Raw genomic sequence first — 23092 nt, 5'->3', positions numbered from 1 at the left:
CGGGGCCGGACCGGGCGAAGATGCCCGGCCCGGCCCCGCCCGTCGGAGCGCCGGACGCGTCAGACGAGGTCGAACCGGTCGAGGTCCATCACCTTGGCCCACGCCGCGGCGAAGTCGCGCACGAACTTCTCCCTGGCGTCGTCGCTCGCGTAGACCTCGGCGAGGGCGCGCAGCTCCGAGTTCGAACCGAACACCAGGTCGGCACGGGTGCCGGTCCACCTGACCTCGCCGGTGGCGCAGTCGCGGCCCTCGAAGACGTCCTGTGCCCCGGACGCCGACGTCCACGTCGTACCCAGGTCGAGCAGGTTGACGAAGAAGTCGTTGGTCAGCGTGCCCGGGGCGTCGGTGAGGACGCCGTGCCCGGACTGCTGGTGGTTGGCGCCCAGGACGCGCAGACCGCCGACGAGGACGGTCATCTCGGGCGCGCTCAGGTCCAGCAGGCTCGCCCGGTCGAGCAGCAGGTACTCGGCGCGCAGCCGGTTGCCCTTGCCGACGTAGTTGCGGAACCCGTCGGCGGCCGGCTCCAGGGCGGCGAACGACTCCACGTCGGTCTGCTCCTGCGCCGCGTCGACACGGCCCGGCGTGAACGGCACCTCGATGTCCACGCCGCCGTCCGCGGCCGCCCGCTCGACGGCCGCACCGCCCGCGAGCACGATCAGGTCGGCCATCGAGACCTGCTTGCCGCCGGTCTGCGCGGAGTTGAAGGACTCCTGGATGCCCTCCAGGGTGCGCAGCACCGCCGCCAGGTCGTCGGGGTTGTTGACCTCCCAGCTGCGCTGCGGCTCCAGGCGGACGCGGCCGCCGTTGGCGCCGCCGCGCTTGTCGCTGCCGCGGAAGGACGAGGCCGAGGCCCAGGCGGCGGACACGAGCTGCGGGACGGTGAGGTCCGAGCCGAGGATCCGCTCCTTGAGGGAGGCGATGTCCGCGGCGTCGATCAGCTCGTGGGTGCGCTCGGGCAGCGGGTCCTGCCACAGCTGGACCTCGGTGGGGACCTCCGGGCCGAGGTAGAGCGAGACCGGGCCCATGTCGCGGTGGGTCAGCTTGAACCATGCGCGGGCGAAGACGTCGGCGAACTCGTCCGGGTTCTCGTAGAAGCGCCGCGAGATCTGCTCGTAGACCGGGTCGAAGCGGAGCGACAGGTCGGTGGTGAGCATCGTCGGGAGGTGCTTCTTCGACGGGTCGTGCGCGTCGGGGATGATCGGCTCGGCGTTCTTCGCCACCCACTGGTGGGCGCCGGCCGGGCTCTTTCCGAGCTCGTACTCGTACTCGAAGAGGTTCTTGAAGAACTCGTTGCTCCACCGGGTCGGGGTGGAGGTCCAGGTGACCTCCAGACCGCTGGTGATGGCGTCGCCGCCCTTGCCGGTGCCGTGCGTGCTCGCCCAGCCCAGACCCTGTGCCTCGATCGGAGCGGCCTCGGGGTCGGCGCCCACGTTGTCGGCCGGGCCCGCGCCGTGGGTCTTGCCGAAGGTGTGGCCGCCCGCGATGAGGGCGACGGTCTCCTCGTCGTTCATCGCCATGCGGCGGAACGTCTCGCGGATGTCGCGGGCCGCGGCGACCGGGTCCGGGTTGCCGTTGGGGCCCTCGGGGTTGACGTAGATGAGGCCCATCTGCACGGCGCCCAGCGGGTTCTCCAGCTCCCGGTCACCGGTGTAGCGCTCGTCGCCGAGCCAGGTGGTCTCGGGGCCCCAGTAGACGTCCTCCTCGGACTCCCACACGTCCGCGCGGCCGCCCGCGAAACCGAAGGTCTCGAAGCCCATCGACTCCAGCGCGACGTTGCCGGTGAGGATCAGCAGGTCGGCCCAGGAGATCGACTGGCCGTACTTCTTCTTGACCGGCCACAGCAGACGGCGGGCCTTGTCGAGGTTGCCGTTGTCCGGCCAGCTGTTGAGCGGGGCGAAACGCTGCTGCCCCGCGCCCGCGCCGCCGCGGCCGTCGCTGATCCGGTACGTACCGGCGCTGTGCCAGGCCATGCGGATCATCAGCGGGCCGTAGTGGCCGAAGTCGGCGGGCCACCAGTCCTGCGAGGTGGTCAGCACCTCCGCGATGTCCCGCTTCACGGCCGCCAGGTCGAGGGCCCGGAACGCCTCGGCGTAGTCGAACTCCTCACCGAGCGGGTTCGCGACGGCGGGGTTCTTCGCGAGGATCTTCAAGTTGAGGCGCTCCGACCACCACTGGCGGTTTCCGCCGCCCTGCGTGGGGTGCGGCGCGCGCTCGTGCGCGACGGGGCAGCCACCGCTTGCCCCCTCCGCCTCCGGGACGGTGACGGACGCGTCGTGGTTCTCAGACATGGGAATCCTTCCGGGCCGAGCGGGTCACATCGTTCAGAAGCCGTAAGCACAGGTCCACGGGCGTTGCTGGTACGGGAATCGCCGGTACGGGGATCACCGACCTTGTGACGGACTGCCGCGCGGTACGCGCGTCCGGGGAGGCGGGTGGGACGCCTCGACGCCCGGGTGGCCGGCGTCCCGCTCGGTCCTGAAGGGCGTGCCACGCGTGTTCGCCGTTCGCCGGAGAGCACCGCTCGTCACGTCCGCAGTGGTCCCGTCATGTCTCAGTCTCCCGTTGTACCGGACTTTCCCGTTCCCTTGGCCTGCGCTGGGATCGATCCTACGATCGACGGAGTCCAGGTCAAGAAGCACGTCTGTTCCGAATTCGGTCGGAAGCTGTACGGCTGCCACTGGAATCCGGTACTTCAACGAGCCCGAATGGATGAACCGATATGAGTGACCTGCTGGATCGGCTGCGGGGACGCGGTTGGCGGGTGACCTCCCAGCGGCGTGTCGTCGCCGAGGTCCTCGACGGCGACCACGTGCACCTGACGGCCGACGAGGTGCACGCCCGCGCGGCGGAGCGGCTGCCGGAGATCTCCCGGGCGACCGTCTACAACACCCTGGGGGAGATGGTCTCGCTCGGCGAGGTCATGGAGGTCTCCACCGACGGCCGCGCGAAGCGCTACGACCCCAACGCCCACCGCCCGCACCAGCACCTGGTGTGCTCGGGCTGCGGCCTGATCCGCGACGTGCGCCCGACGGGCGACCCGCTGGCCGGGCTGCCGGACGGCGAACGGTTCGGCTTCACCGTGTCCGGGGCCGAGGTCACCTACCGGGGACTGTGCCCGGAGTGCAGCAGACCCTAGAACGCGGTGTGCCGCCGGGAGTCAGAGGCGGTTGACGCGGTACACGTCCCGCACACAGAGGTTGAGGAGGGTGGCCGCCACGATGGCGCCGGCACAGACCAGGAGCACGGTCCGGTCGGTCCAGGCGTGCGCGGCGAGGGCGGTGACGAGGTAGCCGAGGGGGACGGCGATCCGCTCCCCGACCCCGTTGAACGAGCTCATCCGGCCCAGCTCCTCCTGCGGCACGTGCTGCTGGAGCGCGGTGGTCCAGGCCACCACGGCGATGTCCAGCCCGATGCCCGCGAGCACGGCGGCGAGCAGCACCCAGGGCAGGGACAGTCCCAGGCCCAGCGCCGCCGGTGGCAGACAGAGCGCGGCGCCCGTGACGACGGCCGCGGCCAGCAGCCGGTACGGCCTCCACCGCAGACACACCACCGTCCCCGCCAGCAGTCCGAACGCGAACGCGCCCTGCACGAGCCCCCAGGAACGGGCCCCCGCGTAGTGCTCGGCCGCGACCACGGGACCGAGCAGCTGGAAACCGGCCAGCCACGCGGCGACCACCACCGTCCCGGCCGCGGTGTACGTCCACAGCCAGGTGCGGCGCCGGAAGCCGGACCAGCCGGCGCGCAGATCGGCCAGGACCCCGCTCGTGGTGACCGGTGCGCTCAGCCGCAGGCCGAGCAGCAGCAGCGCCGCGGCCAGGAAGCTGAGCGCGTCCCACGACAGCGCCCACGCCGGGCCGCCGACCGCCACGACCACCCCGCCGACGACGGGGCCGAGCACCTTGACGGCGTTGCCCGGCAGCCGGAGCAGCGCGTTGGCCCGCTGCAGGTGCTCCGCCGCGACGAGCTGCGCCACGACGCCCGTCGCGGCCGGGGCGGTGAAGGCCGTGGCGGTCCCGGAGGCGAATCCGCACACGGCGATCGAAGCGGTCGTCGCGTGCCCGGTGGCCACGAGCGCCGCGAGCACCCCCTGCGCGGCCGCGGCCAGGAGATTGCCCAGGAACAGGATCCGGCTGCGCGACAGCCGGTCGGCGAGGACGCCGCCCGCGACGGTGAGGACGATCGTCGGCACCGCGTTCGTCGCCAGCACGACACCGAGCGCCCCGGCCCCGCCGCCCTGCCCGATCACCGCGTAGGCGAGCGCGACCGGCGCCATCGCGGAGCCGGTCGCCGAGACCAGATTGGCGAGCGCGAACCGGCGGAAGGCAGGAACCCGCAAGGGGGCCGGGCGGGGCGCGGACGCTTCGGCGGTGGCCTTCATGTCCCTTCCACGATCGGTGTGTTCCTTCCGCGACGGGTGTGCCCGTCAGATCGTCCGGGACCCTACCCCCGGTCCGGGCGTCGCGGATCCGTCACAGGCGCCGTTCGGCCAGATCCAGCCAGTGCTCCACCTCGCCCGGGGCGAAGTGCCGGACGGCCCAGTCGGCCATGCGCAGGCTCATGTGGGCCCAGCAGGGGCGCAGGACGTCCTCGGGCAGGGCGTCCAGGACGGCGTCGAGGCGTCGGACGACCCCGGGCGGCTGCTGCCCCGCGTGCAGCCCGAAGCGCAGGGTGACCAGGTCGAAGCGGCGATCGCCCCGTCCGGCGCCGTCCCAGTCGACGACCCCGGTGACGGCACCGTCCACGGCGAGCAGGTTGCCGTGGTGGAAGTCCTGGTGCACCACGTCGTCCCCGGACAGGCGGGGAGGGTGCGCCGCGCCCACCGACCTGATCCGCCGTTCCAGGGCGGCACCGCGACGGCTGTGCCCGCGCAGCGGTTCGTGCAGGCAGTAGCCGGGGCCGTCGCCGAGCAGGTACAGGTTCACCGGCGGGACGTCCCGGTGCCCGGAGAGCAGCCCCGCCTGCGACTCGTTGAGGGCGAGCGCCCGGTCCAGGCCGCGGTGGTCCAGCAGGTCCGGCGGCGCGCCCGGCAGGAGCTGCTGGACCAGCACCACCGCGTCGTCCACCTGGAGCGCCAGCTCCGTCGACGGGCAGGGGTACCCCCGGTCGCGCAGCACCTCGCACACCGTCAGGGGACCCGCCCGCAGCGCGTCGAGCCGGGTGCCCGGCCGCCACTTCAGCACGGACCGGTGGCCGTCGGGCCACCGGACGTACGCGGCGCCCACCTCGCCCCCCGGGCAGGGGCCCTCGACCACCAGCCGCACGCCCGTCCGGGCGTGCACGGCGGCCACCAGGCGGTCGGGGTCGAGGCGTTCGGCACGTGTCCGGTTCTGCTCCTGCGGCGATGAGGTCATCGGAGCATTCTCCGATGCCGATGCCGATGCCGATGCCGATGCCGATGCCGGCCGTCCTGCCCGCCGGGGCTTCGTCCGGTCCGGGACGCGTCGTGGTGCGTCTGCCGTGCCGGGGGAGGGGGACGGCCCTTCCCCGGCACGGCAGGTCCGGTGCCGGTGCGGGAGGGGCGCCGGGCCGGACGACACCGGCACCCCTCCCGCACCGGGTCAGTCGGCCGAGGCCGTCCAGCCCCGCGCCTCCACCCGGGCCGCGTCGCCCGGGCGGCTGTCGTCGAAGACCGTCCGGCCGCCGTCCTCGACGCGGACGGCGTCCACGTACACCCCGCGGCCGACGTACAGCTGATCCGTCGCGTACCGCCAGCGCAGGCGCACCTCCTCGCCGCGCCACGGGGCGAGGTCCGCCTCCAGCCGGTGCCACACCCGGCCGGACCAGCCGGAGACCGAGCCGGTGGGGTGGGCCTCCGGCTCGGGGCGGGGCCTTCGCGCCATCGGCACGGTGGTGAACGGCACCGGCTGCCAGGTCGCCCCGGCGTCCGCCGACGCCTCCAGGAAGACGAAGTCCGACCCGGGCTCGGTGTCCCACCACAGCGCCGAGTCCAGCCGGGCCCGGCCCGAGGAGAGCCGCAACGGGGGCAGGGCGAGCGTCGCCTCGGTGGCACTGGCCCGACCCGAGAACCACGCCGTGCGCCCCCGGGCCGGACGGACCGCCACCGCGCGTGCCATCTGATTGGCCGCGGCCACGCGCGGCGCGCTGCCCGAACGCCAACTGCGCACGGGGTGCACGGAGTTGCCGAGGACGATCAGGAACGAGTCGGTCGTCGGGTCCAGGACGAGACTGGTGCCGGTGAAACCGGTGTGGCCGGCCGTGCGGGGCGTGGCCATCGCGCCCATGTACCAGTGCTGGTAGAGCTCGAAACCGAGCCCGTGCGCGTCACCGGGGAACGCGGTGTTGAAGTCGGTGAACAGCAGGTCGACCGAGGCGGGGGAGAGGATGCGGGCCCGGCCGTACACCCCGCCGTTGAGCAGTGTGCGGGCGAGGATCGCGAGGTCCCAGGCGCAGGAGAAGACCCCGGCGTGCCCCGCCACCCCGTCCAGGCTGTACGCGTTCTCGTCGTGCACCTCGCCCCAGACCAGTCCGCGATCCAGCCCGGACCAGGGCAGCCGGGCGTCCTCGGTCGCGGCGATCTTCGGCTTCCAGGAGGCCGGCGGGTTGTACCGGGTGCGGTGCATCCCGAGCGGAGCGGTGATCTGCTCGCGGAGCAGGACGTCCTGGGGACGGCCGGTGATCTTCTCCAGGACCAGTTGCAGCGAGATCAGGTTGAGGTCGGAGTAGAGGTACACCGTGCCCGGCGGGTTGGCGGGCACCTCGTCCCACAGGAGCCGCAGCTTCCCCTCCCGGGTCGGCGCCTTGTACAGCGGGATCCAGGAACGGAAACCGGAGGTGTGGGTGAGCAGCTGACGGATCGTGATGTCCTGCTTGCCGCCGCCGGCGAAGTCGGGGAGGTACGAGGCGACCTTCGCCTCCAGCCCCAGCGTCCCGCGCTCGATCTGCTGCACCGCCAGGATCGAGGTGAACAGCTTGGAGACCGAGGCCAGGTCGAAGACGGTGTCCTCGGCCATGGGGATCTGCCGGTCGGGCGGGAACTCCACGCCGGTGTCGGTCTTCTCGTCGTACGCCGAGTAGCGCACGGCCTTGCCGATGGGCCGGTGCAGGGCCACCGTGCCGCCCCGTCCGGCGAGCAGCACCGCCCCCGCGTACCAGGGGTGCTTCGGGGACGCCTCGAGGAACTTCTCGGCGTCGACGACCAGTTGGTCCAGGGGCTCCTGCAGCAGCCCGGCGCGCCCGGCCGTTCCGCGCCGCAGGGTGGGGCGGCCGTTCCCCGGCGCCCCGCTCGTCCCGGTCCCCGTGTTCATGTCCGACGCCTTCGCCCCCGACTCCATGGCCGACGCCCGCTCCGCGAACGGAATCGGCGCCAGGGCGAGCGCTCCGCCCAGGGCCAGCATCCCACCGCCCAGCCTTCGTCGGCTGATTCCCCGGCCGGCCACGTCCTCGGTCATCCGGAACCCCTTCCTACCGCCTGAAAGTAACTTTCGAACTCTCTTCCGGAAGTGAAACTTCCTGCCGACGCAGAGAGTACTGCCGCCCCGGCCGTCACGGAGGTCCCCTGCGCCACAAAGAATCTGACGAAGCATCAGAAACTCTCTTCCCTCGGTCGGCGGACTGCGGCATCCTGCGCCCCATGGAGACGGAGCTGAGCAAGAAACTGGGAGTCGAGCACGCCATCTTCGGCTTCACGCCGTTCCCCGCGGTGGCCGCGGCCATCACCAGGGCCGGAGGATTCGGCGTGCTCGGCGCGGTCCGCTACACCGCCCCCGACGACCTCGCGCGCGACCTCGACTGGATGCAGGAGCACACCGACGGCAAGCCGTACGGCCTCGACGTCGTCATGCCCGCCAAGAAGGTGGAAGGGGTCACCGAGGCCGACGTCGAGGCGATGATCCCGGCCGGGCACCGGAAGTTCGTCCGGGACACCCTGGCCGAGCACGGCGTCCCGGAACTCGACGAGGGCGAGGCGTCCGGCTGGCGCATCACCGGCTGGATGGAGGAGGTCGCCCGCAACCAGCTCGACGTCGCCTTCGACTACCCCATCAAGCTCCTCGCCAACGCCCTCGGCTCCCCGCCCGCCGACGTCGTCCGGCGCGCCCACGACCAAGGCGTGCTCGTCGCCGCCCTCGCCGGAAGCGCCAAGCACGCCCGCCACCACGCCGACGCGGGCATCGACATCGTCGTCGCCCAGGGGTACGAGGCGGGCGGCCACACCGGCGAGATCGCCTCCATGGTCCTGGTGCCCGACGTGGTCGACGCCGTCGGACCGCTGCCCGTGCTCGCCGCCGGCGGCATCGGCAGCGGCGAGCAGATCGCCGCCGGGCTCGCCCTCGGCGCCCAGGGCGTCTGGCTCGGCTCCCTCTGGCTGACCACCGAGGAGGCCGACCTCCACTCCCGCGCGCTGACCCGCAAGCTCCTCGCCGCAGGCTCCGGCGACACCGTCCGCTCCCGCGCCCTCACCGGCAAACCCGCCCGCCAGCTCCGTACCGAGTGGACCGACGCCTGGGACGACCCGGCGGGCCCCGGCCCGCTGCCCATGCCGCTCCAGGGACTGCTGGTCGCCGAGGCCGTCTCCCGCATCCAGAAGTACGAGACCGGCGCACTGCTCGGCACCCCCGTCGGACAGATCGTCGGCCGGATGAACAGCGAACGCGGCGTGCAGGCCGTCTTCGACGACCTGACCCGCGGTTTCGAACGCGCCGTGGACCGGATCAACCGCATCGCCGGACGGAGCACCTCATGACCCCGCCGCCCAACGGCTTCTGGGCCCAGGCCGCCGCCGACCCCGACCGCACGGTCCTGATCGCCCCCGACGGCGAGAGCTGGACGGCCGGCCGGCTGCACACCGCCGCCAACCGCATGGTCCACGGACTGCGCGCGGCCGGACTGGAGCGCGGCGACGCCTTCGCGGTCGTCCTGCCCAACGGCGCCGAGTTCTTCACCGCCTACCTCGCCGCCGTGCAGGCCGGGTTCTACCTCGTCCCCGTCAACCACCACTTCGTCGGCCCCGAGATCGCCTGGATCGTCTCCGACTCCGGCGCCAAGGTGCTCATCGCCCACGAACGGTTCGCCCCGGCCGTGACCGCGGCCGCCGACGAGGCCGGCCTGCCCGCCACCCACCGTTACGCCGTCGGCACCATCGAGGGCTTCCGCCCCTACTCCGGACTGCTGGAGGGCCGGCCCGGGACACCGCCGGAGGAACGCACCCTCGGCTGGGTCATGAACTACACCTCCGGCACCACCGGCCGCCCGCGCGGCATCCGCCGCCCGCTGCCCGGCAGGCTCCCCGAGGAGAGCCACCTCGGAGGGTTCCTCGGCATCTTCGGCATCCGGCCCTTCGACGGCAACACGCACCTGGTCTGCTCGCCGCTCTACCACACGGCCGTCCTCCAGTTCGCGGGCGCGTCCCTGCACATCGGACACCCGCTGGTCCTGATGGACCGGTGGACCCCCGAGGAGATGCTGCGCCTCGTCGACACCCACCGCTGCACCCACACCCACATGGTCCCCACCCAGTTCCACCGCCTCCTCGCCCTCCCCGACGAGGTCCGGAGCCGCTACGACGTCACCTCCATGCGCCACGCCGTCCACGGCGCCGCGCCCTGCCCCGACCACGTCAAACGGGCCATGATCGACTGGTGGGGGCGGTGCGTCGAGGAGTACTACGCCGCCAGCGAGGGCGGCGGCGCCTTCGCCACCGCCGAGGACTGGCTGAAGAAACCGGGCACCGTCGGCAGGGCCTGGCCGATCAGCGAACTCGCCGTCCTCGACGACGACGGCAACCGGCTGCCGCCGGGCGAACTCGGCACCGTCTACATGAGGATGAACACCGGCGGCTTCAGCTACCACAAGGACGAGGGAAAGACGCGGAAGAACCGGGTCGGCGACTTCTTCACCGTCGGCGACCTCGGCGTCCTCGACGAGGACGGCTACCTCTTCCTCCGCGACCGCAAGATCGACATGATCATCTCCGGCGGGGTCAACATCTACCCCGCCGAGATCGAGGGCGTCCTCCTCGGTCACCCCGCCGTCGCCGACGCAGCCGTCTTCGGCATCCCGCACCCCGACTGGGGCGAGGAGGTCAAGGCGGTCGTCGAACCCGCCGCCGGACACGGGGCCGGCGAGGAACTCGCCGCCGCGATCCTGCGCCACTGCGAGGACCGGCTCGCCGGGTACAAACGCCCCAGGAGCATCGACTTCACCGAGGAGATGCCCCGCGACCCCAACGGCAAGCTGTACAAGCGCAGGCTGCGCGACCCGTACTGGGAGGGGCACCCCAGGGCGTTGTGACCCGCCGTCCGGCCGTCGCCCGGCGCGCGCTCCGGGCCGGGTTCTGGCAGCGTGTGGCCCATGAACACGCGCACGACGGTCCGGTCCCTGGCGACCCGGTGGACGGTGGTCGTGCCGCTCGTCGCCGCACTCGCGCTGGTGTTCAGCTGGGGGCGGGAGCTGCCGCCGTTCGCCGTAGGGGCGGTCGCCCTCTGCCTCGCGGGCGCCGTCCTCGCCGCCGTGCACCACGCCGAGGTGATCGCCCACCGGGTCGGCGAACCGTTCGGCTCACTGGTGCTGGCCGTCGCCGTGACCGTGATCGAAGTGGCCCTGATCGTCACCCTGATGGCGGGCGGCGGCCCCAAGACGGCCGCGCTGGCACGCGACACCGTGTTCGCCGCCGTGATGATCACCTGCAACGGCATCGTCGGACTGTCCCTGCTCGTGGGGGCCGTCCGCACCCGGGTCGCCGTCTTCAACGCGGAGGGCTCGGGCGGCGCCCTCGCGACCGTCGCCACGCTCGCCACCCTCAGCCTGGTCCTGCCGACCTTCACCATCGGCAAACCCGGCCCCGAGTTCTCCACCGCCCAACTGGCCTTCGCCGCCGTCGCCTCGCTCTTCCTGTACGGGCTGTTCGTCGCCGTGCAGACGGTGCGCCACCGCGAGTACTTCCTCCCGCTCACCCAGGAGGGCACGCTCAAGGAGGACGAACAGCACGCCCCGCTGCCGGGCCGGGGCGCCACCGCCCTGAGCCTGACGATGCTGCTGGTCGCGCTCGTCGCGGTGGTCGGCGACGCCAAGTCCGTCTCACCGGCCATCGAGGCCGGGGTGGAGGCGGCCGGGATGCCCCAGGCCGTGGTCGGCGTCGTCATCGCCCTGCTGGTGCTGCTGCCCGAAACCCTGGCGGCGGTACGGGCGGCCCGCCGCGAACGCGTCCAGACCAGCCTCAACCTCGCCCTCGGCTCGGCGATGGCCAGCATCGGCCTGACCATCCCGGCCATCGCCCTCGCCTCGATCTGGCTGGACGGACCGCTCCACCTCGGCCTCGGAGCCACCCACATGGTGCTGCTCGCGCTCACCATGCTCGTCGGCGCGCTGACCGTCGTACCCGGACGGGCCACCCTGCTCCAGGGCGGCGTCCACCTGTCGGTCTTCGCCGCGTTCGTCTTCCTCGCGATCAGCCCCTGACCGGCCGTCCTCCGGCCAATCAGGGGCTGATCGCACCGAGGGGACTACCGGCGCTCGTGGACCCGCACCACCCGCAGCGCGGGCGACCGCATGATGTCCTTCTCGCAGAACCGGGACGTCACCCAGCGCTCACCCGAGTACAGCTCGGTCTGGTCGCTGTAGTGCGCCGAACCCGGGTCGGAGGACTGGGAGTACGCGAGCAGGGTGCGCGCCACCGGACACCGGCTCCCGTCCCAGCCGACCGCCTGGATGTAGCTGGAGCCGTTCGACACCTCCCGGTAGGAGCCGGACGCCGCGTCCCACTCCGGCTCGGTCTTGTTCCAGACGCCGAGCGACTCGGTGCCGCCGCCGACCGGGATGCGCCGGCCGTTGCGCTCGACCCACTGGTGCCGGCCCAGCGGCGCGTCCAGCGCGGTACCGGCCGTCCGGAGCTCGGCCACCGCGTCGGCGAGCGCCCGGACGACGCCGGGCGCCGAGGTGTTCAGCGTGTTCGGGGTGGTGACCGGGTCGGCGGGGGAGAAGGGCACCTTCCACAGCTCGGCCGCCGGCACCGTGCCCGCCACCCTGCGCCACAACCGGTCGAAGAGCAGCGCGCCCCGGCTGGTGGTGTCCGTCTTCCGGTCCCAGCGCCGCAGCACCTCGCACGCCGCCGACACGTCGACCGCCTCGCCGTCGCTGCCGGTCGCCCGGCCGCCGGGCAGCGCGGCGCAGGCGTCCGCCAGGTCCGTCGCGGCCAGATCACCGGCCGGTGCCCGGTTGGCGAACTGCTGCCGCTGGAGATCGGCCACGGTCAGCCGGCCCCGCGCCGCCATCGCCGACACGTCCTCGACCGCGCCCCGGGTCCGCATCGAACGGGGCGTGGCGATCGTGCCGAAGATCCGTTCGTAGCCGGTCAGCGGCGCGTCCGCGTTCGTCAGCCAGGCGCTGTCGTTGGAGTTCTCCACGTACGGGGCGTTCTCCAGGGCGGGCATCCGGTCCGGCCCGAAGATGCCCGGCTGCACGGCGTCCGGGTCCGAGCCCGGCGCGCAGTCGCTGCGCGAACCGTCCAGCACCGCGAGCCCGGACGCCGGATACGTGGCCCTGCCCAGCGGGGTGGAACACCGCTGCGCGAGCTCGTCCGTGATCCGCGGCAGCACCTGCGACTGCGAGAAGAAGGAGTGCCCGGCGGAGTCGGCCGCGACGGTGTTCACCCACGGCAGCCCCTGGGTGCGGCGCAGCGAGGCCCGGATGTCCGCCGTGCTGCGCGCCCTGCTGAAGCCCAGGCCCGCGTCCGAGAACCGCAGGTTCGCGGCGTTCGGGTCGTTGAGCGCGTACGCGGTCGCCGCCGTCCACGGCAGCGGCAGCCCGGCGCCGAACGAGGTGACGACCGGCCCGTACCGGGTCCACCACTGGGCGCGGGTCACCGTGCCGCCGCCCCGCACCGCCACCGACACCGTGCGCTTCGTCATCCGCTCGGGCCGGCCGTCCACCAGGTACACGGTCGGATCGGCCGGATCGAGGGCGAGCCGGTGGAGGTTGAGCGGCACCCCGGTGGCGACGGTGTGGCTCCACGCGATGCGCGAGTTGTGCCCGATCGACACGATCGGCGCGCCCAGCAGCGAACCGCCCGACACGTTCAGCTCGCCGGGGATCGTCTGCTGCGACTGCCAGAACCGTCGGCCGCCCTGCCAGGGGTAGTGCGGATTGCCCAGCAGCAGACCCCGCCCGTTGGCCGTCGTGCCGCCGCCGAAAGCGACCGCGTTGGAGCCCATGTCCGCGTTCTGCGTCGACAGCAGCCGTCGGGCCGCGTCCGCCGCGTCGCCGGGCGAGGGGGCACCGGACGGCCGGGCGTCGCCCGCGGGCGGCTCGGCGGCCGTGATCCCGTCGACGGTGCGCCCCTGACCGCCGAGCACCGAGAGCGCGTAGCCGCGCATCACGACGTCCATGGTCGTCACCGGGCGCACCCAGTCGGCGCCCCGGCAGGCCGGGTCGTCGATCCGGTTCTGGGCCAGCCAGGCGTTGTAACCGGCCGCCCAGCCGCGTTCCAGTTCCTTGACGTCCCGGCTCTGCCCCGCCGGGGCGGGCGCCTTCAGCAGCTTCTCCACGGTGCGGCTCGCGCGGACCCCGCGGAAGTAGAGGTCGCTGGAGAGGTTCTTCGCCGCGGAGGACAGCGAACCGTCCGGGGCCGCGTCCGGGCCGAAGTACCGCGACCGCTCGCCCCGCAGGGTCACGAAGCCGTCGGCGAGCGTGCACACCTGGTCGGCGGCCTGGGCCCAGCCGTTGCCGAAGCCCAGGTTCGCGTAGTCCTTCGCCACGATGTGCGGGATGCCGTACTCGGTGTAGCGGATCGTGGCGGACAGCCCGCCGCCCGACGGGTGGTGGGAACGGTGCGGGCCGTCGGCCGCCGCCGGGGGCAGCGAGGCCGAAACGGTGAACAGCGCGAGGCCGGATATCGCAAGGATTCTCAGACGGCTGCGGAGCGGCAAAGGTCCTCCCAACTGTGCAGGTGCGAAAGGCGGTTGCCCGAGGTTTCGAGTCGCCGCACGTCACTCAGCCAGTACTTACGCACCCCTGTCAAGATCCTCACCGGCGCCCGGACCCTTGACCGCCGCGTTCGGGCCACCCAGGATCACGCCATGACAGGTGTACGGAGCAGCACAGTCGACGGAGTCGTGGCCCGCAGCGCCCGGCGCACCCCCGAGCGCACCGCCGTGCGGTACGCGGACAGGTCGTGGAGCTACGCGGAGCTCGACACGGCCGTCAGCACCGCGGCGGCCGTCCTCACCGGCGAGCACGGACTGCACCCCGGCGACCGGGTCGCCTCCTACGCGCACAACTCCGACGCCTACCTGATCGGCTACCTCGCCTGCGCCCGCGCGGGCCTGGTCCACGTACCGGTCAACCAGAACCTCACCGGCGACGACCTCGCGTACGTCCTGGACCAGTCGGGCAGCGCCCTCGTCCTCACCGACCCCGACCTCGCCGGCCGGGTCCCCGCCGGATTCCCCGTCCGCCCGCTGCGCGACGCGCCGGACTCCCTCCTCGACGCCACCGCCACCCCGCGCCCCTTCGTCCCCGAACGCGAACCGGCCGCGGGAGACCTCGTCCAGCTGCTCTACACCTCGGGCACCACCGCCCTGCCCAAGGGCGCGATGATGACGCACGGCGCCCTCGTGCACGAGTACGTCAGCGCGATCACGGCGCTCGACCTGCGCGCCACCGACCGGCCCGTCCACTCCCTGCCGCTCTACCACTCCGCGCAGATGCACGTGTTCCTGCTGCCCTACCTCGCGGTCGGCGCGCAGAACACCATCCTGGACGCGCCCGACGTGGACCGGATCTTCGACCTCGTCGAGGCGGGGCGGGCCGACAGCGTCTTCGCCCCGCCCACCGTCTGGATCGGCATCTCCCAGCACCCCGGCTTCGCCACCCGCGATCTCGGCGGCCTGCGCAAGGCGTACTACGGCGCGTCGATCATGCCCGTGCCCGTCCTGGAACGGCTCCGCGAACGACTGCCCGGACTCGCCTTCTACAACTGCTTCGGACAGAGCGAGATCGGCCCGCTCGCCACCGTCCTCGGACCGGACGAGCACGAGGGCCGGATGGACTCCTGCGGCAGGCCCGTCCTCTTCGTCGAGGCCAAGGTCGTCGACGAGAACGGCAAGGAGGTCCCCGACGGCACGGCCGGCGAGGTGGTCTACCGCTCGCCCCAGCTGTGCGAGGGCTACTGGGACAAGCCCGAGGAGAGCGCGGAGGCCTTCCGCGACGGCTGGTTCCGCTCCGGCGACCTCGCGGTGCGCGACGCGCAGGGCTACTTCACCGTCGTCGACCGGGTGAAGGACGTCATCAACTCCGGCGGCGTCCTCGTCGCCTCCCGACAGGTCGAGGACGCCCTCTACACCCACCCCGCCGTCGCCGAGGCCGCCGTCGTCGGACTGCCCGACGAACGCTGGATCGAGGCCGTCACCGCCGTCGTCGTGCTGCGCGGGGACGCCACGGAGGACGAGCTCATCGCGCACGCCCGGGAACGGATCGCCCACTTCAAGGCCCCCAAGAAGGTCCTCTTCGTGGACGGGCTGCCGCGCAACGCCAGCGGGAAGATCCTCAAGCGGGAGCTGCGGGACCGGTTCGCCGGGAACGACCGGCCCACCCCTTGAGAACCCGTCGGGCGGCCTCCGGCCGGAGACCGCCCGACGGGCCCCGGGACGCTACCGGGGCCCGCGCTCGTCCACGATCCGCCGGAACTTGCCGACCGACCGCTCCAGCGTCTCCGGATCGACGATCTCGACCCCGACCGACACCCCGATGCCGTCCTTGACGGCCGCCGCGATCGACTCCGCGGCGGCCGTCCGCTGCTCCGGGCCGGCTCCCGCCCGCGCCTCCGCCCGCACGGTCAGCACGTCGAGACGGCCCTCGCGGGTCAGCCTCAGCTGGAAGTGCGGAGCCACCCCCGGGGTGCGCAGCACGATCTCCTCGATCTGCGTCGGGAAGAGGTTCACCCCGCGCAGGATCACCAGGTCGTCGCTGCGCCCGGTCACCTTCTCCATCCGGCGGAACACCCGGGCCGTGCCCGGCAGCAGCCGGGTCAGGTCCCGCGTCCGGTAGCGGATCACCGGCATGGCCTCCTTGGTGAGCGAGGTGAAGACCAGCTCGCCCTCCTCGCCCTCGGGCAGCACCTCGCCGGTCAGCGGATCGACCACCTCGGGGTAGAAGTGGTCCTCCCAGATGTGCAGCCCGTCCTTCGTCTCCACGCACTCCTGCGCGACCCCGGGCCCCATCACCTCCGAGAGCCCGTAGATGTCCACCGCGTCGATGGCGAACCGCTCCTCGATCTCGCGCCGCATCTCCTGCGTCCACGGCTCGGCCCCGAATATCCCGGTCCGCAGCGAGGTCGAACGCGGATCGACGCCCTGCCGCTCGAACTCGTCGAGGAGCGTCAGCATGTACGACGGGGTCACCATGATGATCTCGGGGCGGAAGTCCTGGATCAGCTGGACCTGCCGGGCCGTCATGCCCCCGGAGGCGGGGATCACCGTGCAGCCGAGCCGCTCCGCCCCGTAGTGCGCGCCGAGCCCGCCGGTGAACAGCCCGTACCCGTACGCCACGTGGACCTTCTGCCCGGGACGCCCGCCCGCCGCCCGGATCGAGCGCGCGACCACATCGGCCCAGGTGTCCAGATCCCGCTGGGTGTAGCCGACGACGGTCGGGCGGCCCGTGGTCCCGCTGGACGCGTGGATGCGCCGCACCTGCTCCTCGGGGACGGCGAACATGCCGAAGGGGTAGTTGTCGCGCAGATCGGCCTTGGTCGTGAAGGGGAAGCGCGCGAGGTCGGCGAGCGAGCGGCAGTCGTCCGGCCGCAGCCCGGCCGCGTCGAACGCGGCCCGGTAGTGGCCGACGTTCTCGTACGCGTGGCGCAGCGTGGCCCGCAGCCGTTCCAGCTGGAGCGCCTCCAGCTCGTCCCGGCCCAGTCGTTCCGCCTCGTCCAGCAGAGCCGTCATCCGGATCTCCCTCTTCCGAGCAGGCGACCGATCATTCGGTCGATCTTTCGACAGCAGTAATTCAGGCCATCGCACCCCATGGCAAGAGGGGCGACGCGGCCGATCCTCGTCGCCCCTCCGTGCTGTCGCTCCCTGCCCGCCGCTCCCGGTGGCGCCGGAGGTCAGGACCGGTGCAGCAGGGTGGCCAGGACCTCGTGCAAAGTGGCCTCGGCGTCATCGGCCGGACCCGTCGAACGCCAGGCGACGAAGCCGTCGGGGCGCACCAGCACGGCGCCCCGGGCCGTCGTCCCGTGCGCCGCGGCCCAGTCGGCCCCGTCCTCCGGCTCCAGCTCGGCGCCCGGACCGATGCCGTACACCTGGAGCCGCACCGAGAGCCGCCTCGCGGCCCGTGTCGCCGCCCGGCGCCACACCGTGTCCGTACCGTCGGTGAGCAGCACCAACGTACGCTCGTACAGATCGAGTGTGGACTTGCGATCACCGCCCTGACGTACCCACAGATGCGGGGCGCGGCTGCCGGGCCGGCCGTCCAGCTGCATGCCCTGCGGCACCACCGGATCCTGCGGGTCGACACCGAGCACGGCGCCGCGGACGTAGCGGTAGCCCAGCGCCACGGCGAGCATCCCGCCCTGCTTCCCGCCGCCCACGCCCGGCGCCGCGGAGTACCCCGGGTGGCTGTGCTCGCCGGAGCGCGCCGAGGCCCGCGAGCTCGTCGCCCGCGCCACCGGGAGCCGCTCCGCGCCGTAGGTGTCCAGCAGCCCCGGACCCGCCTCGCCCCGCAGCACGGCGGCCAGCTTCCAGGCCAGGTTGTGCGCGTCCTGGATGCCCGTGTTGGAACCGAACGCCCCGGTGGGGGACATCTCGTGGGCGGAGTCACCGGCGAGGAAGACCCGGCCGGACGAGTACCGCTCGGCGACCCGCTCCGCGGCGTGCCACGGTGCTTTGCCGGTGATCTCGATGTCGATGCCCGGCGCGCCGACCGCCGTACGGATGTGCTCGGCACACCGCTCGTCGGTGAAGTCCTCCAGGGTCTCCCCGAGTTGGGGCTGCCACGGTGCGTGGAACACCCAGTCCTTCTTGTTGTCGACCGGCAACAGGGCGCCGTCCGCGGCGGGGTTGGTCAGGTAGCAGACGATGAAACGCCGGTCGCCCAGGACATCGGCGAGCTTCCGGGAACGGAAGGTGATGCTCACGTTGTGGAAGAGGTCGCCGGGACCCGTACGGTCGATGCGCAGCTGCTCACGGATCGGGCTGCGCGGTCCGTCGGCCGCGACGAGGTAGTCCGCCCGGACACTGATGTGTTCCCCGGTCTCCCGGTTCTTGAGTGCCGCGTCCACCCCCGACGGGTCCTGGTCGAAGCTCTGCATCTCGGTGGAGAACCGCAGGTCGCCGCCCTGCTTGCGGGCCAGCTCCACCAGCACCGGCTCCAGGTCGTTCTGGCTGCACAGGCACCACCCGGTCGGGCTGAAGCGGGCGATCCCGCCCCCCGGGTCGATCTCCTTGAACAGCCACTCCTGGTCGTCCCCGGTCAGCGAACCGGCCTGCAGAATGCCGTGGTTGTCGGCGAGGACCGAGGCCGCCCGCCGGATGCCCGCCTCGGCCCCCGCGGTGCGGAACACCTCCATCGTCCGCACGTTGTTGCCGCGGCCGCGCGGATGGGTCGAGGTGGACCGGTGCTTCTCGACCAGCAGGTGCTCGATGCCGAGCCGGCCGAGGAAGAGGGACGTGGACAGCCCCACCAGGGAGCCGCCCACGATGAGGACCGGCACACGGATGTCGACGTTCTCGTTCATCAGCTGCTCCAGCTCGGACGACGTTCGGATGCAATGTTCAATGCCCTGGCGAGAGCGGTTCGGACGCCCGCTCACCTGAACGGTTCATAAATCTCGCGCCACCCGGACCAGCGTTTAACGATCGGTCACGGAGACGACACCCGCGGTCCCCGGACGGCCGTCCGCACCCGACGGGAGAGTCACCGCTCCGAAAACCCGCTCGCCAACCCACGGTCCGCGGCACGCCACCAGGCCGGCCCCGGAACCGTCCCGAAGGAGACCGAAAGATGACCACCACCCTCTCGGAGCGGATCTCCCAGTCCGCCTTCGACGGCTCCCGGCTGCGCGTCGTGCTGCTGCTGGACCTGTACGACGGTGCCCAGCAGCAGTTCCTGGAGGCGTACGAGCACCTGCGCAACCAGGTGGCGTCCGTACCCGGGCACATCAGCGACCAGCTGTGCCAGTCCATCGAGAACCCCTCGCAGTGGCTGATCACCAGCGAGTGGGACAGCGCGCCGCCGTTCCTCGCCTGGGTGAACAGCGAGGAGCACGTCGCGACGGTGCAGCCGCTGCACAACTGCGTCCGCGACACCCGTTCGCTGCGCTTCAGCGTCCTGCGGGAGACCGGAAGGGCCTTCGAGCTGGCACCCGAGGAGGCCAAGGCAGGACTCCAGTCCTCCCCGCGCCTGGGCGACGGAGTGGTGCGCCACGCGCTCACCTTCACCGTCAGGCCGGGCACCGAGGACGTCGTGGCGAAGATCCTGGCCGACTACGACTCCCCGAACGCGCGGGTCGACGAGGACACCAGGCTGCGCCGCACCTCGCTGTTCATGCACGGGAACCGGGTCGTGCGGGCCATCGAGGTCGAGGGCGACCTGCTCGCCGCCCTGCGCCACGTCTCCCGCCAGCCCGAGGTCCGGGCCGTCGAGGAGGCCATCAACCCGTACCTGGAGCAGCACCGGGACCTCACCGACCCGGACTCCGCCCGGATGTTCTTCACCCGGGCGGCGCTGCCGACCGTCCACCACGTGACCGCCGGCCGCCACAAGGCCGAGGACGTCCGCAGGCACGCCCTCTTCTACCAGGCCAAGGAGGGCTGCGGCATGGCACTGGCCCGGCTCCTCGCCGAGCACGACGAGGAGGCGGCCGACGACCCGGCGAGCATCATCGACAGCAGCACCATCTTCCAGCGCGACGACGTCGTCGTGCGCCTCCTCGAAGCGGTGGAACCGATCGACGCGCAGGCCGCCCAGGCGGTCGGCATCGACGGTCCCGGCAAGGTGGCCAGGCTCGGACGTCTCCTCGACGACCGCACGAACACCGTTCCCGCCAACGAGCAGGGCATCTCGGGCTTCCTCGCGCGGTCCGAGATGACCCTGATCACGGACCGGCGGGCCAAGGAGTCCTGACCGCGCATCCGCCCCCTGGGGGGTTCTCGCTCAACCCGTCGAAACAACGCGCAATGCGCCAGGAGGAAACAGTCATGACCATGCACCGGCCACGCATCGTGGACCTCAGCGAGACGCAGCCCAACCGCAGGCGAGGAGGCGACCTTCGCGCCATGCTCACGCCGACCGCGGTGGGAGCCACCAGCGGCTTCATGGGACTCGCCATCGTTCAGCCCGGCGACCGCATCGGCGAGCACTACCACCCGTACTCCGAGGAGTTCGTGTACGTCGTGGACGGTCTGCTGGAAGTGGACCTGGACGGTGAGCCGTACCGGATGAAGTCCGACCAGGGGCTGCTGATCCCGCCCCATGTACGCCACCGATTCCGCAACGTGGGCGATGTCGAGGCCCGCATGGTCTTCCACCTCGGTCCGCTCGCCCCGCGCCCGGAACTCGGCCACGTCGACACGGAGGAGACGGAATCGGCCGAGCGCGTCACCCCGCCGGAGCGAACCGAGGCGGCCTCGTGACCCGCCGTGTCGCGGTCACCGGAATCGGCGTCGTCGCCCCCGGCGGCATCGGCACGCCAGCCTTCTGGGACCTCCTCGCGAACGGGCGCACCGCGACCAGGGGCATCACGCTCTTCGACCCGGCCGGCTTCCGTTCCCGCATCGCCGCCGAGTGCGACTTCGACCCGGCGGCGCACGGGCTGGACGCGGACACGATCGCCCGCTCGGACCGCTACATCCAGTTCGCGATGGTGGCCGCCAGGGAGGCCCTCGACGACGCGGGCCTGGACCCGGAGAAGGTGGACCCCTGGCGCATGGGGGTGTCGCTGGGCACCGCGGTCGGCGGCACCACCCGGCTGGAGCACGACTACGTCGCCGTCAGCGGGAGCGGGGCCCGCTGGGACGTCGACCACCGCCCGGCGGGCCCGCACCTGGAGCGGGCCTTCTCGCCCAGCTCCCTCGCCTCGGCGGTGGCCGAACAGGTCGGCGCGCACGGCCCGGTGCAGACCGTCTCCACCGGCTGCACCTCGGGCCTCGACGCGATCGGCTACGCCTTCCACTCCATCGAGGAGGGCCGCGTCGACGTGTGTGTGGCCGGGGCCTCGGACTCACCGATCACCCCGATCACCGTGGCGTGCTTCGACGCGATCAAGGCCACGTCGGCGAACAACGACGACCCGGAGCACGCCTCCCGGCCGTTCGACGCCCGCCGCGACGGCTTCGTCATGGGCGAGGGCGGCGCCGTCCTCGTCCTGGAGGAGCTGGAGCACGCACGGGCCCGCGGCGCCACCGTCTACTGCGAGATCTCGGGCTACGCCACCTTCGGCAACGCCTACCACATGACCGGTCTGACGCCCGAGGGACTGGAGATGGCCGAGGCGATCAACCGGGCACTGGCCCACGCCCGGATGGACGGCTCGCAGATCGACTACGTCAACGCGCACGGCTCGGGCACCAAGCAGAACGACCGGCACGAGACGGCGGCCGTCAAGCGGGCGCTCGGCGCGCACGCCCACGAGATCCCGATGAGCTCGATCAAGTCGATGGTCGGCCACTCGCTGGGGGCCATCGGGGCGATAGAGATCGCGGCCTGCGTGCTCGCCCTGGTCCACCAGACGGTGCCGCCGACCGCGAACTACGAGAACCCCGACCCCGAGTGCGACCTCGACTACGTGCCGCGCACCGCACGCCCCCTGAAGCTGCGCAGCGTGCTCTCGGTGGGCAGCGGGTTCGGCGGTTTCCAGTCCGCGGTGGCTCTGACCCGGACAGGTGGGAGGACACCATGAGGAACCGAAAAGCCCGGCGCACCGTCGTCACCGGCATCGGTGTCGTCGCCCCCAACGGCACCAACACCGAGGCCTTCTGGAAGCGGACGCACGAGGGAATGAGCGTCCTGGACCGGGTCACCCGCGAGGGGTGCGAGCACCTGCCGCTCAAGGTCGCGGGGGAGGTGCGCGGGTTCGAGCCGGCCGAACTGATCGAGGAGCGCTACCTCGTACAGACCGACCGGTTCACGCACTTCGCGATGGCCGCCGCCGACATCGCGCTGGACGACGCCAGGCTGGGCCGCGCCGACTACGAGGACTCACCGTTCGACGTCGGCGTGGTCACCGCGGCCGGCTCCGGCGGCGGCGAGTTCGGCCAGCGCGAACTCCAGCGGCTGTGGGGACAGGGCTCCACCTATGTGGGCCCCTACCAGTCCATCGCCTGGTTCTACGCGGCCAGCACCGGCCAGATCTCGATCCGCGGCGGCTTCAAGGGCCCCTGCGCGGTCGTGGCCAGTGACGAGGCGGGCGGCCTGGACGCGCTGGCGCACGCCGCCCGTTCGATCCGCGGCGGCACCGAGGCGGTGGTGGTCGGCGCGGCCGAGGCCCCGCTGGCGCCCTACTCGGTCGTCTGCCAGCTCGGGTACGCGGACCTGAGCACCGTCGACGACCCGCTCCGCGCCTACCGGCCGTTCACCTCGGGCGCCTGCGGCTTCGTGCCCGCCGAGGGCGGGGCGATGCTGGTGGTCGAGGAGGAACGGTCGGCCCGCCGGCGCGGCGCCAAGGTGCGGGCCGAACTCGCCGGACACGCCGCCACGTTCACCGGGGCGGCCAGGTGGGAGGAGTCCCGGGAGGGCCTCGCCCAGGCGATCATCGGAGCGCTGCGGGAGGCCGACTGCGCCCCCGACGAGATCGACGTCGTCTTCGCGGACGCCCTCGGGGTGCCCGCCGCCGACCGGGCCGAGGCACTCGCGATCGCGGACGCGCTCGGCGCGCACGGCACCCGGGTACCGGTGACGGCGCCCAAGACCGGCACCGGACGCGCGTACTGCGGCGCACCGGTGCTGGACGCGGCCGCCGCCGTGCTCTCCATGGAGAACGCGCTCATACCGCCGACCCCGAACGTCTTCGAGGTGTGCCACGACCTCGACGTGGTCACCGGCTGCGCCCGCCCCGCCGAACTGCGGACGGCGCTGGTGCTCAGCCGCGGGCTGATGGGCTCGAACGCGGCGATGGTGCTGCGGGGCTCCACCGACACCCAAACGTGAG

General features: G+C 72.5%; 16 protein-coding genes. 9 read left to right on the top strand and 7 right to left on the bottom strand.

The window, feature by feature from the left end; translation table 11 throughout:
- Nucleotides 1–59: 59 nt before the first annotated feature.
- On the bottom strand, nt 60–2288 hold the full coding sequence (gene katG, locus ABZZ04_RS11230; protein ID WP_356931927.1) for a catalase/peroxidase HPI: 2229 nt from the start codon (nt 2286–2288) through the stop codon (nt 60–62).
- A gap of 431 nt (nt 2289–2719) precedes the next feature.
- Between katG and ABZZ04_RS11225 the strand changes: the two genes are divergently transcribed.
- Nucleotides 2720–3136: a transcriptional repressor gene (locus tag ABZZ04_RS11225; RefSeq protein WP_356931926.1), complete on the top strand. Its 417-nt coding sequence runs from the start codon at nt 2720–2722 to the stop codon at nt 3134–3136.
- Nucleotides 3137–3157: 21 nt separating this feature from the next.
- On the opposite strand, the gene ABZZ04_RS11220 is transcribed toward ABZZ04_RS11225, so the two are convergent.
- The 3 genes from ABZZ04_RS11220 to ABZZ04_RS11210 form a co-directional block, all read right to left on the bottom strand.
- Nucleotides 3158–4378, bottom strand: a complete 1221-nt coding sequence (locus tag ABZZ04_RS11220) for an MFS transporter (RefSeq protein ID WP_356931925.1) — start codon at nt 4376–4378, stop codon at nt 3158–3160.
- Between the two features lie 91 nt (nt 4379–4469).
- Entirely contained in the window at nt 4470–5351 is an 882-nt protein-coding gene (locus ABZZ04_RS11215) for a phosphotransferase (protein ID WP_356931924.1), read from the bottom strand.
- 207 nt (nt 5352–5558) lie between these two features.
- Nucleotides 5559–7409, bottom strand: a complete 1851-nt coding sequence (locus ABZZ04_RS11210) for a serine hydrolase (RefSeq protein WP_356931923.1) — start codon at nt 7407–7409, stop codon at nt 5559–5561.
- Between the two features lie 182 nt (nt 7410–7591).
- On the opposite strand from ABZZ04_RS11210, the gene ABZZ04_RS11205 reads away from it, so the two are divergent.
- The 3 genes from ABZZ04_RS11205 to ABZZ04_RS11195 are packed head-to-tail and all read left to right on the top strand — an operon-like array spanning nt 7592 to nt 11415.
- Nucleotides 7592–8701, top strand: a complete 1110-nt coding sequence (locus tag ABZZ04_RS11205) for a nitronate monooxygenase family protein (protein ID WP_356931922.1) — start codon at nt 7592–7594, stop codon at nt 8699–8701.
- Nucleotides 8698–10248, top strand: a complete 1551-nt coding sequence (locus ABZZ04_RS11200; RefSeq protein ID WP_356931921.1) for an acyl-CoA synthetase — start codon at nt 8698–8700, stop codon at nt 10246–10248. Before ABZZ04_RS11205 ends, ABZZ04_RS11200 begins: the two co-directional genes overlap by 4 nt.
- 60 nt (nt 10249–10308) lie before the next feature.
- On the top strand, nt 10309–11415 hold the full coding sequence (locus ABZZ04_RS11195) for an ionic transporter y4hA (RefSeq protein WP_356931920.1): 1107 nt from the start codon (nt 10309–10311) through the stop codon (nt 11413–11415).
- Nucleotides 11416–11459: 44 nt separating this feature from the next.
- Here the strand turns inward: ABZZ04_RS11195 and ABZZ04_RS11190 are convergent, their stop codons facing one another.
- Nucleotides 11460–13880: a penicillin acylase family protein gene (locus ABZZ04_RS11190; RefSeq protein WP_356931919.1), complete on the bottom strand. Its 2421-nt coding sequence runs from the start codon at nt 13878–13880 to the stop codon at nt 11460–11462.
- 150 nt (nt 13881–14030) lie between these two features.
- Here ABZZ04_RS11190 and ABZZ04_RS11185 point away from each other — a divergent pair, with 150 nt between their 5' ends.
- On the top strand, nt 14031–15551 hold the full coding sequence (locus ABZZ04_RS11185) for an acyl-CoA synthetase (protein ID WP_356931918.1): 1521 nt from the start codon (nt 14031–14033) through the stop codon (nt 15549–15551).
- Between the two features lie 51 nt (nt 15552–15602).
- Here ABZZ04_RS11185 and paaK read toward each other — a convergent pair whose 3' ends face one another.
- Both paaK and ABZZ04_RS11175 read right to left on the bottom strand, forming a co-directional pair.
- The gene (paaK, locus tag ABZZ04_RS11180; RefSeq protein WP_356931917.1) at nt 15603–16892 is read right to left on the bottom strand and encodes a phenylacetate--CoA ligase PaaK; all 1290 of its coding nucleotides are present in this window, start codon (nt 16890–16892) and stop codon (nt 15603–15605) included.
- Nucleotides 16893–17053: 161 nt separating this feature from the next.
- The gene (locus tag ABZZ04_RS11175; RefSeq protein WP_356931916.1) at nt 17054–18682 is read right to left on the bottom strand and encodes an FAD-dependent monooxygenase; all 1629 of its coding nucleotides are present in this window, start codon (nt 18680–18682) and stop codon (nt 17054–17056) included.
- Between the two features lie 266 nt (nt 18683–18948).
- Here ABZZ04_RS11175 and ABZZ04_RS11170 point away from each other — a divergent pair, with 266 nt between their 5' ends.
- The 4 genes from ABZZ04_RS11170 to ABZZ04_RS11155 all read left to right on the top strand — a co-directional run bounded on the left by ABZZ04_RS11170 (nt 18949) and on the right by ABZZ04_RS11155 (nt 23091).
- Nucleotides 18949–20070 (top strand): TcmI family type II polyketide cyclase, encoded by a 1122-nt coding sequence (locus ABZZ04_RS11170; protein ID WP_356931915.1) that lies wholly within the window; start codon nt 18949–18951, stop codon nt 20068–20070.
- Between the two features lie 74 nt (nt 20071–20144).
- The gene (locus tag ABZZ04_RS11165) at nt 20145–20579 is read left to right on the top strand and encodes a cupin domain-containing protein (RefSeq protein ID WP_356931914.1); all 435 of its coding nucleotides are present in this window, start codon (nt 20145–20147) and stop codon (nt 20577–20579) included.
- Complete coding sequence (locus ABZZ04_RS11160) at nt 20576–21844, top strand: beta-ketoacyl-[acyl-carrier-protein] synthase family protein (protein WP_356931913.1); 1269 nt, start codon at nt 20576–20578, stop codon at nt 21842–21844. Before ABZZ04_RS11165 ends, ABZZ04_RS11160 begins: the two co-directional genes overlap by 4 nt.
- On the top strand, nt 21841–23091 hold the full coding sequence (locus tag ABZZ04_RS11155; RefSeq protein ID WP_356931912.1) for a ketosynthase chain-length factor: 1251 nt from the start codon (nt 21841–21843) through the stop codon (nt 23089–23091). The genes ABZZ04_RS11160 and ABZZ04_RS11155 overlap by 4 nt, the downstream gene beginning before the upstream one ends.
- Nucleotide 23092 lies beyond the last annotated feature (1 nt).

It is taken from the genome of Streptomyces sp. NPDC006435, from assembly GCF_040612315.1.
GTDB lineage: Bacteria > Actinomycetota > Actinomycetes > Streptomycetales > Streptomycetaceae > Streptomyces.
Note: the sequence above shows the minus strand (reverse complement) of the source record. Positions and strands in the feature narration are given on the sequence as shown.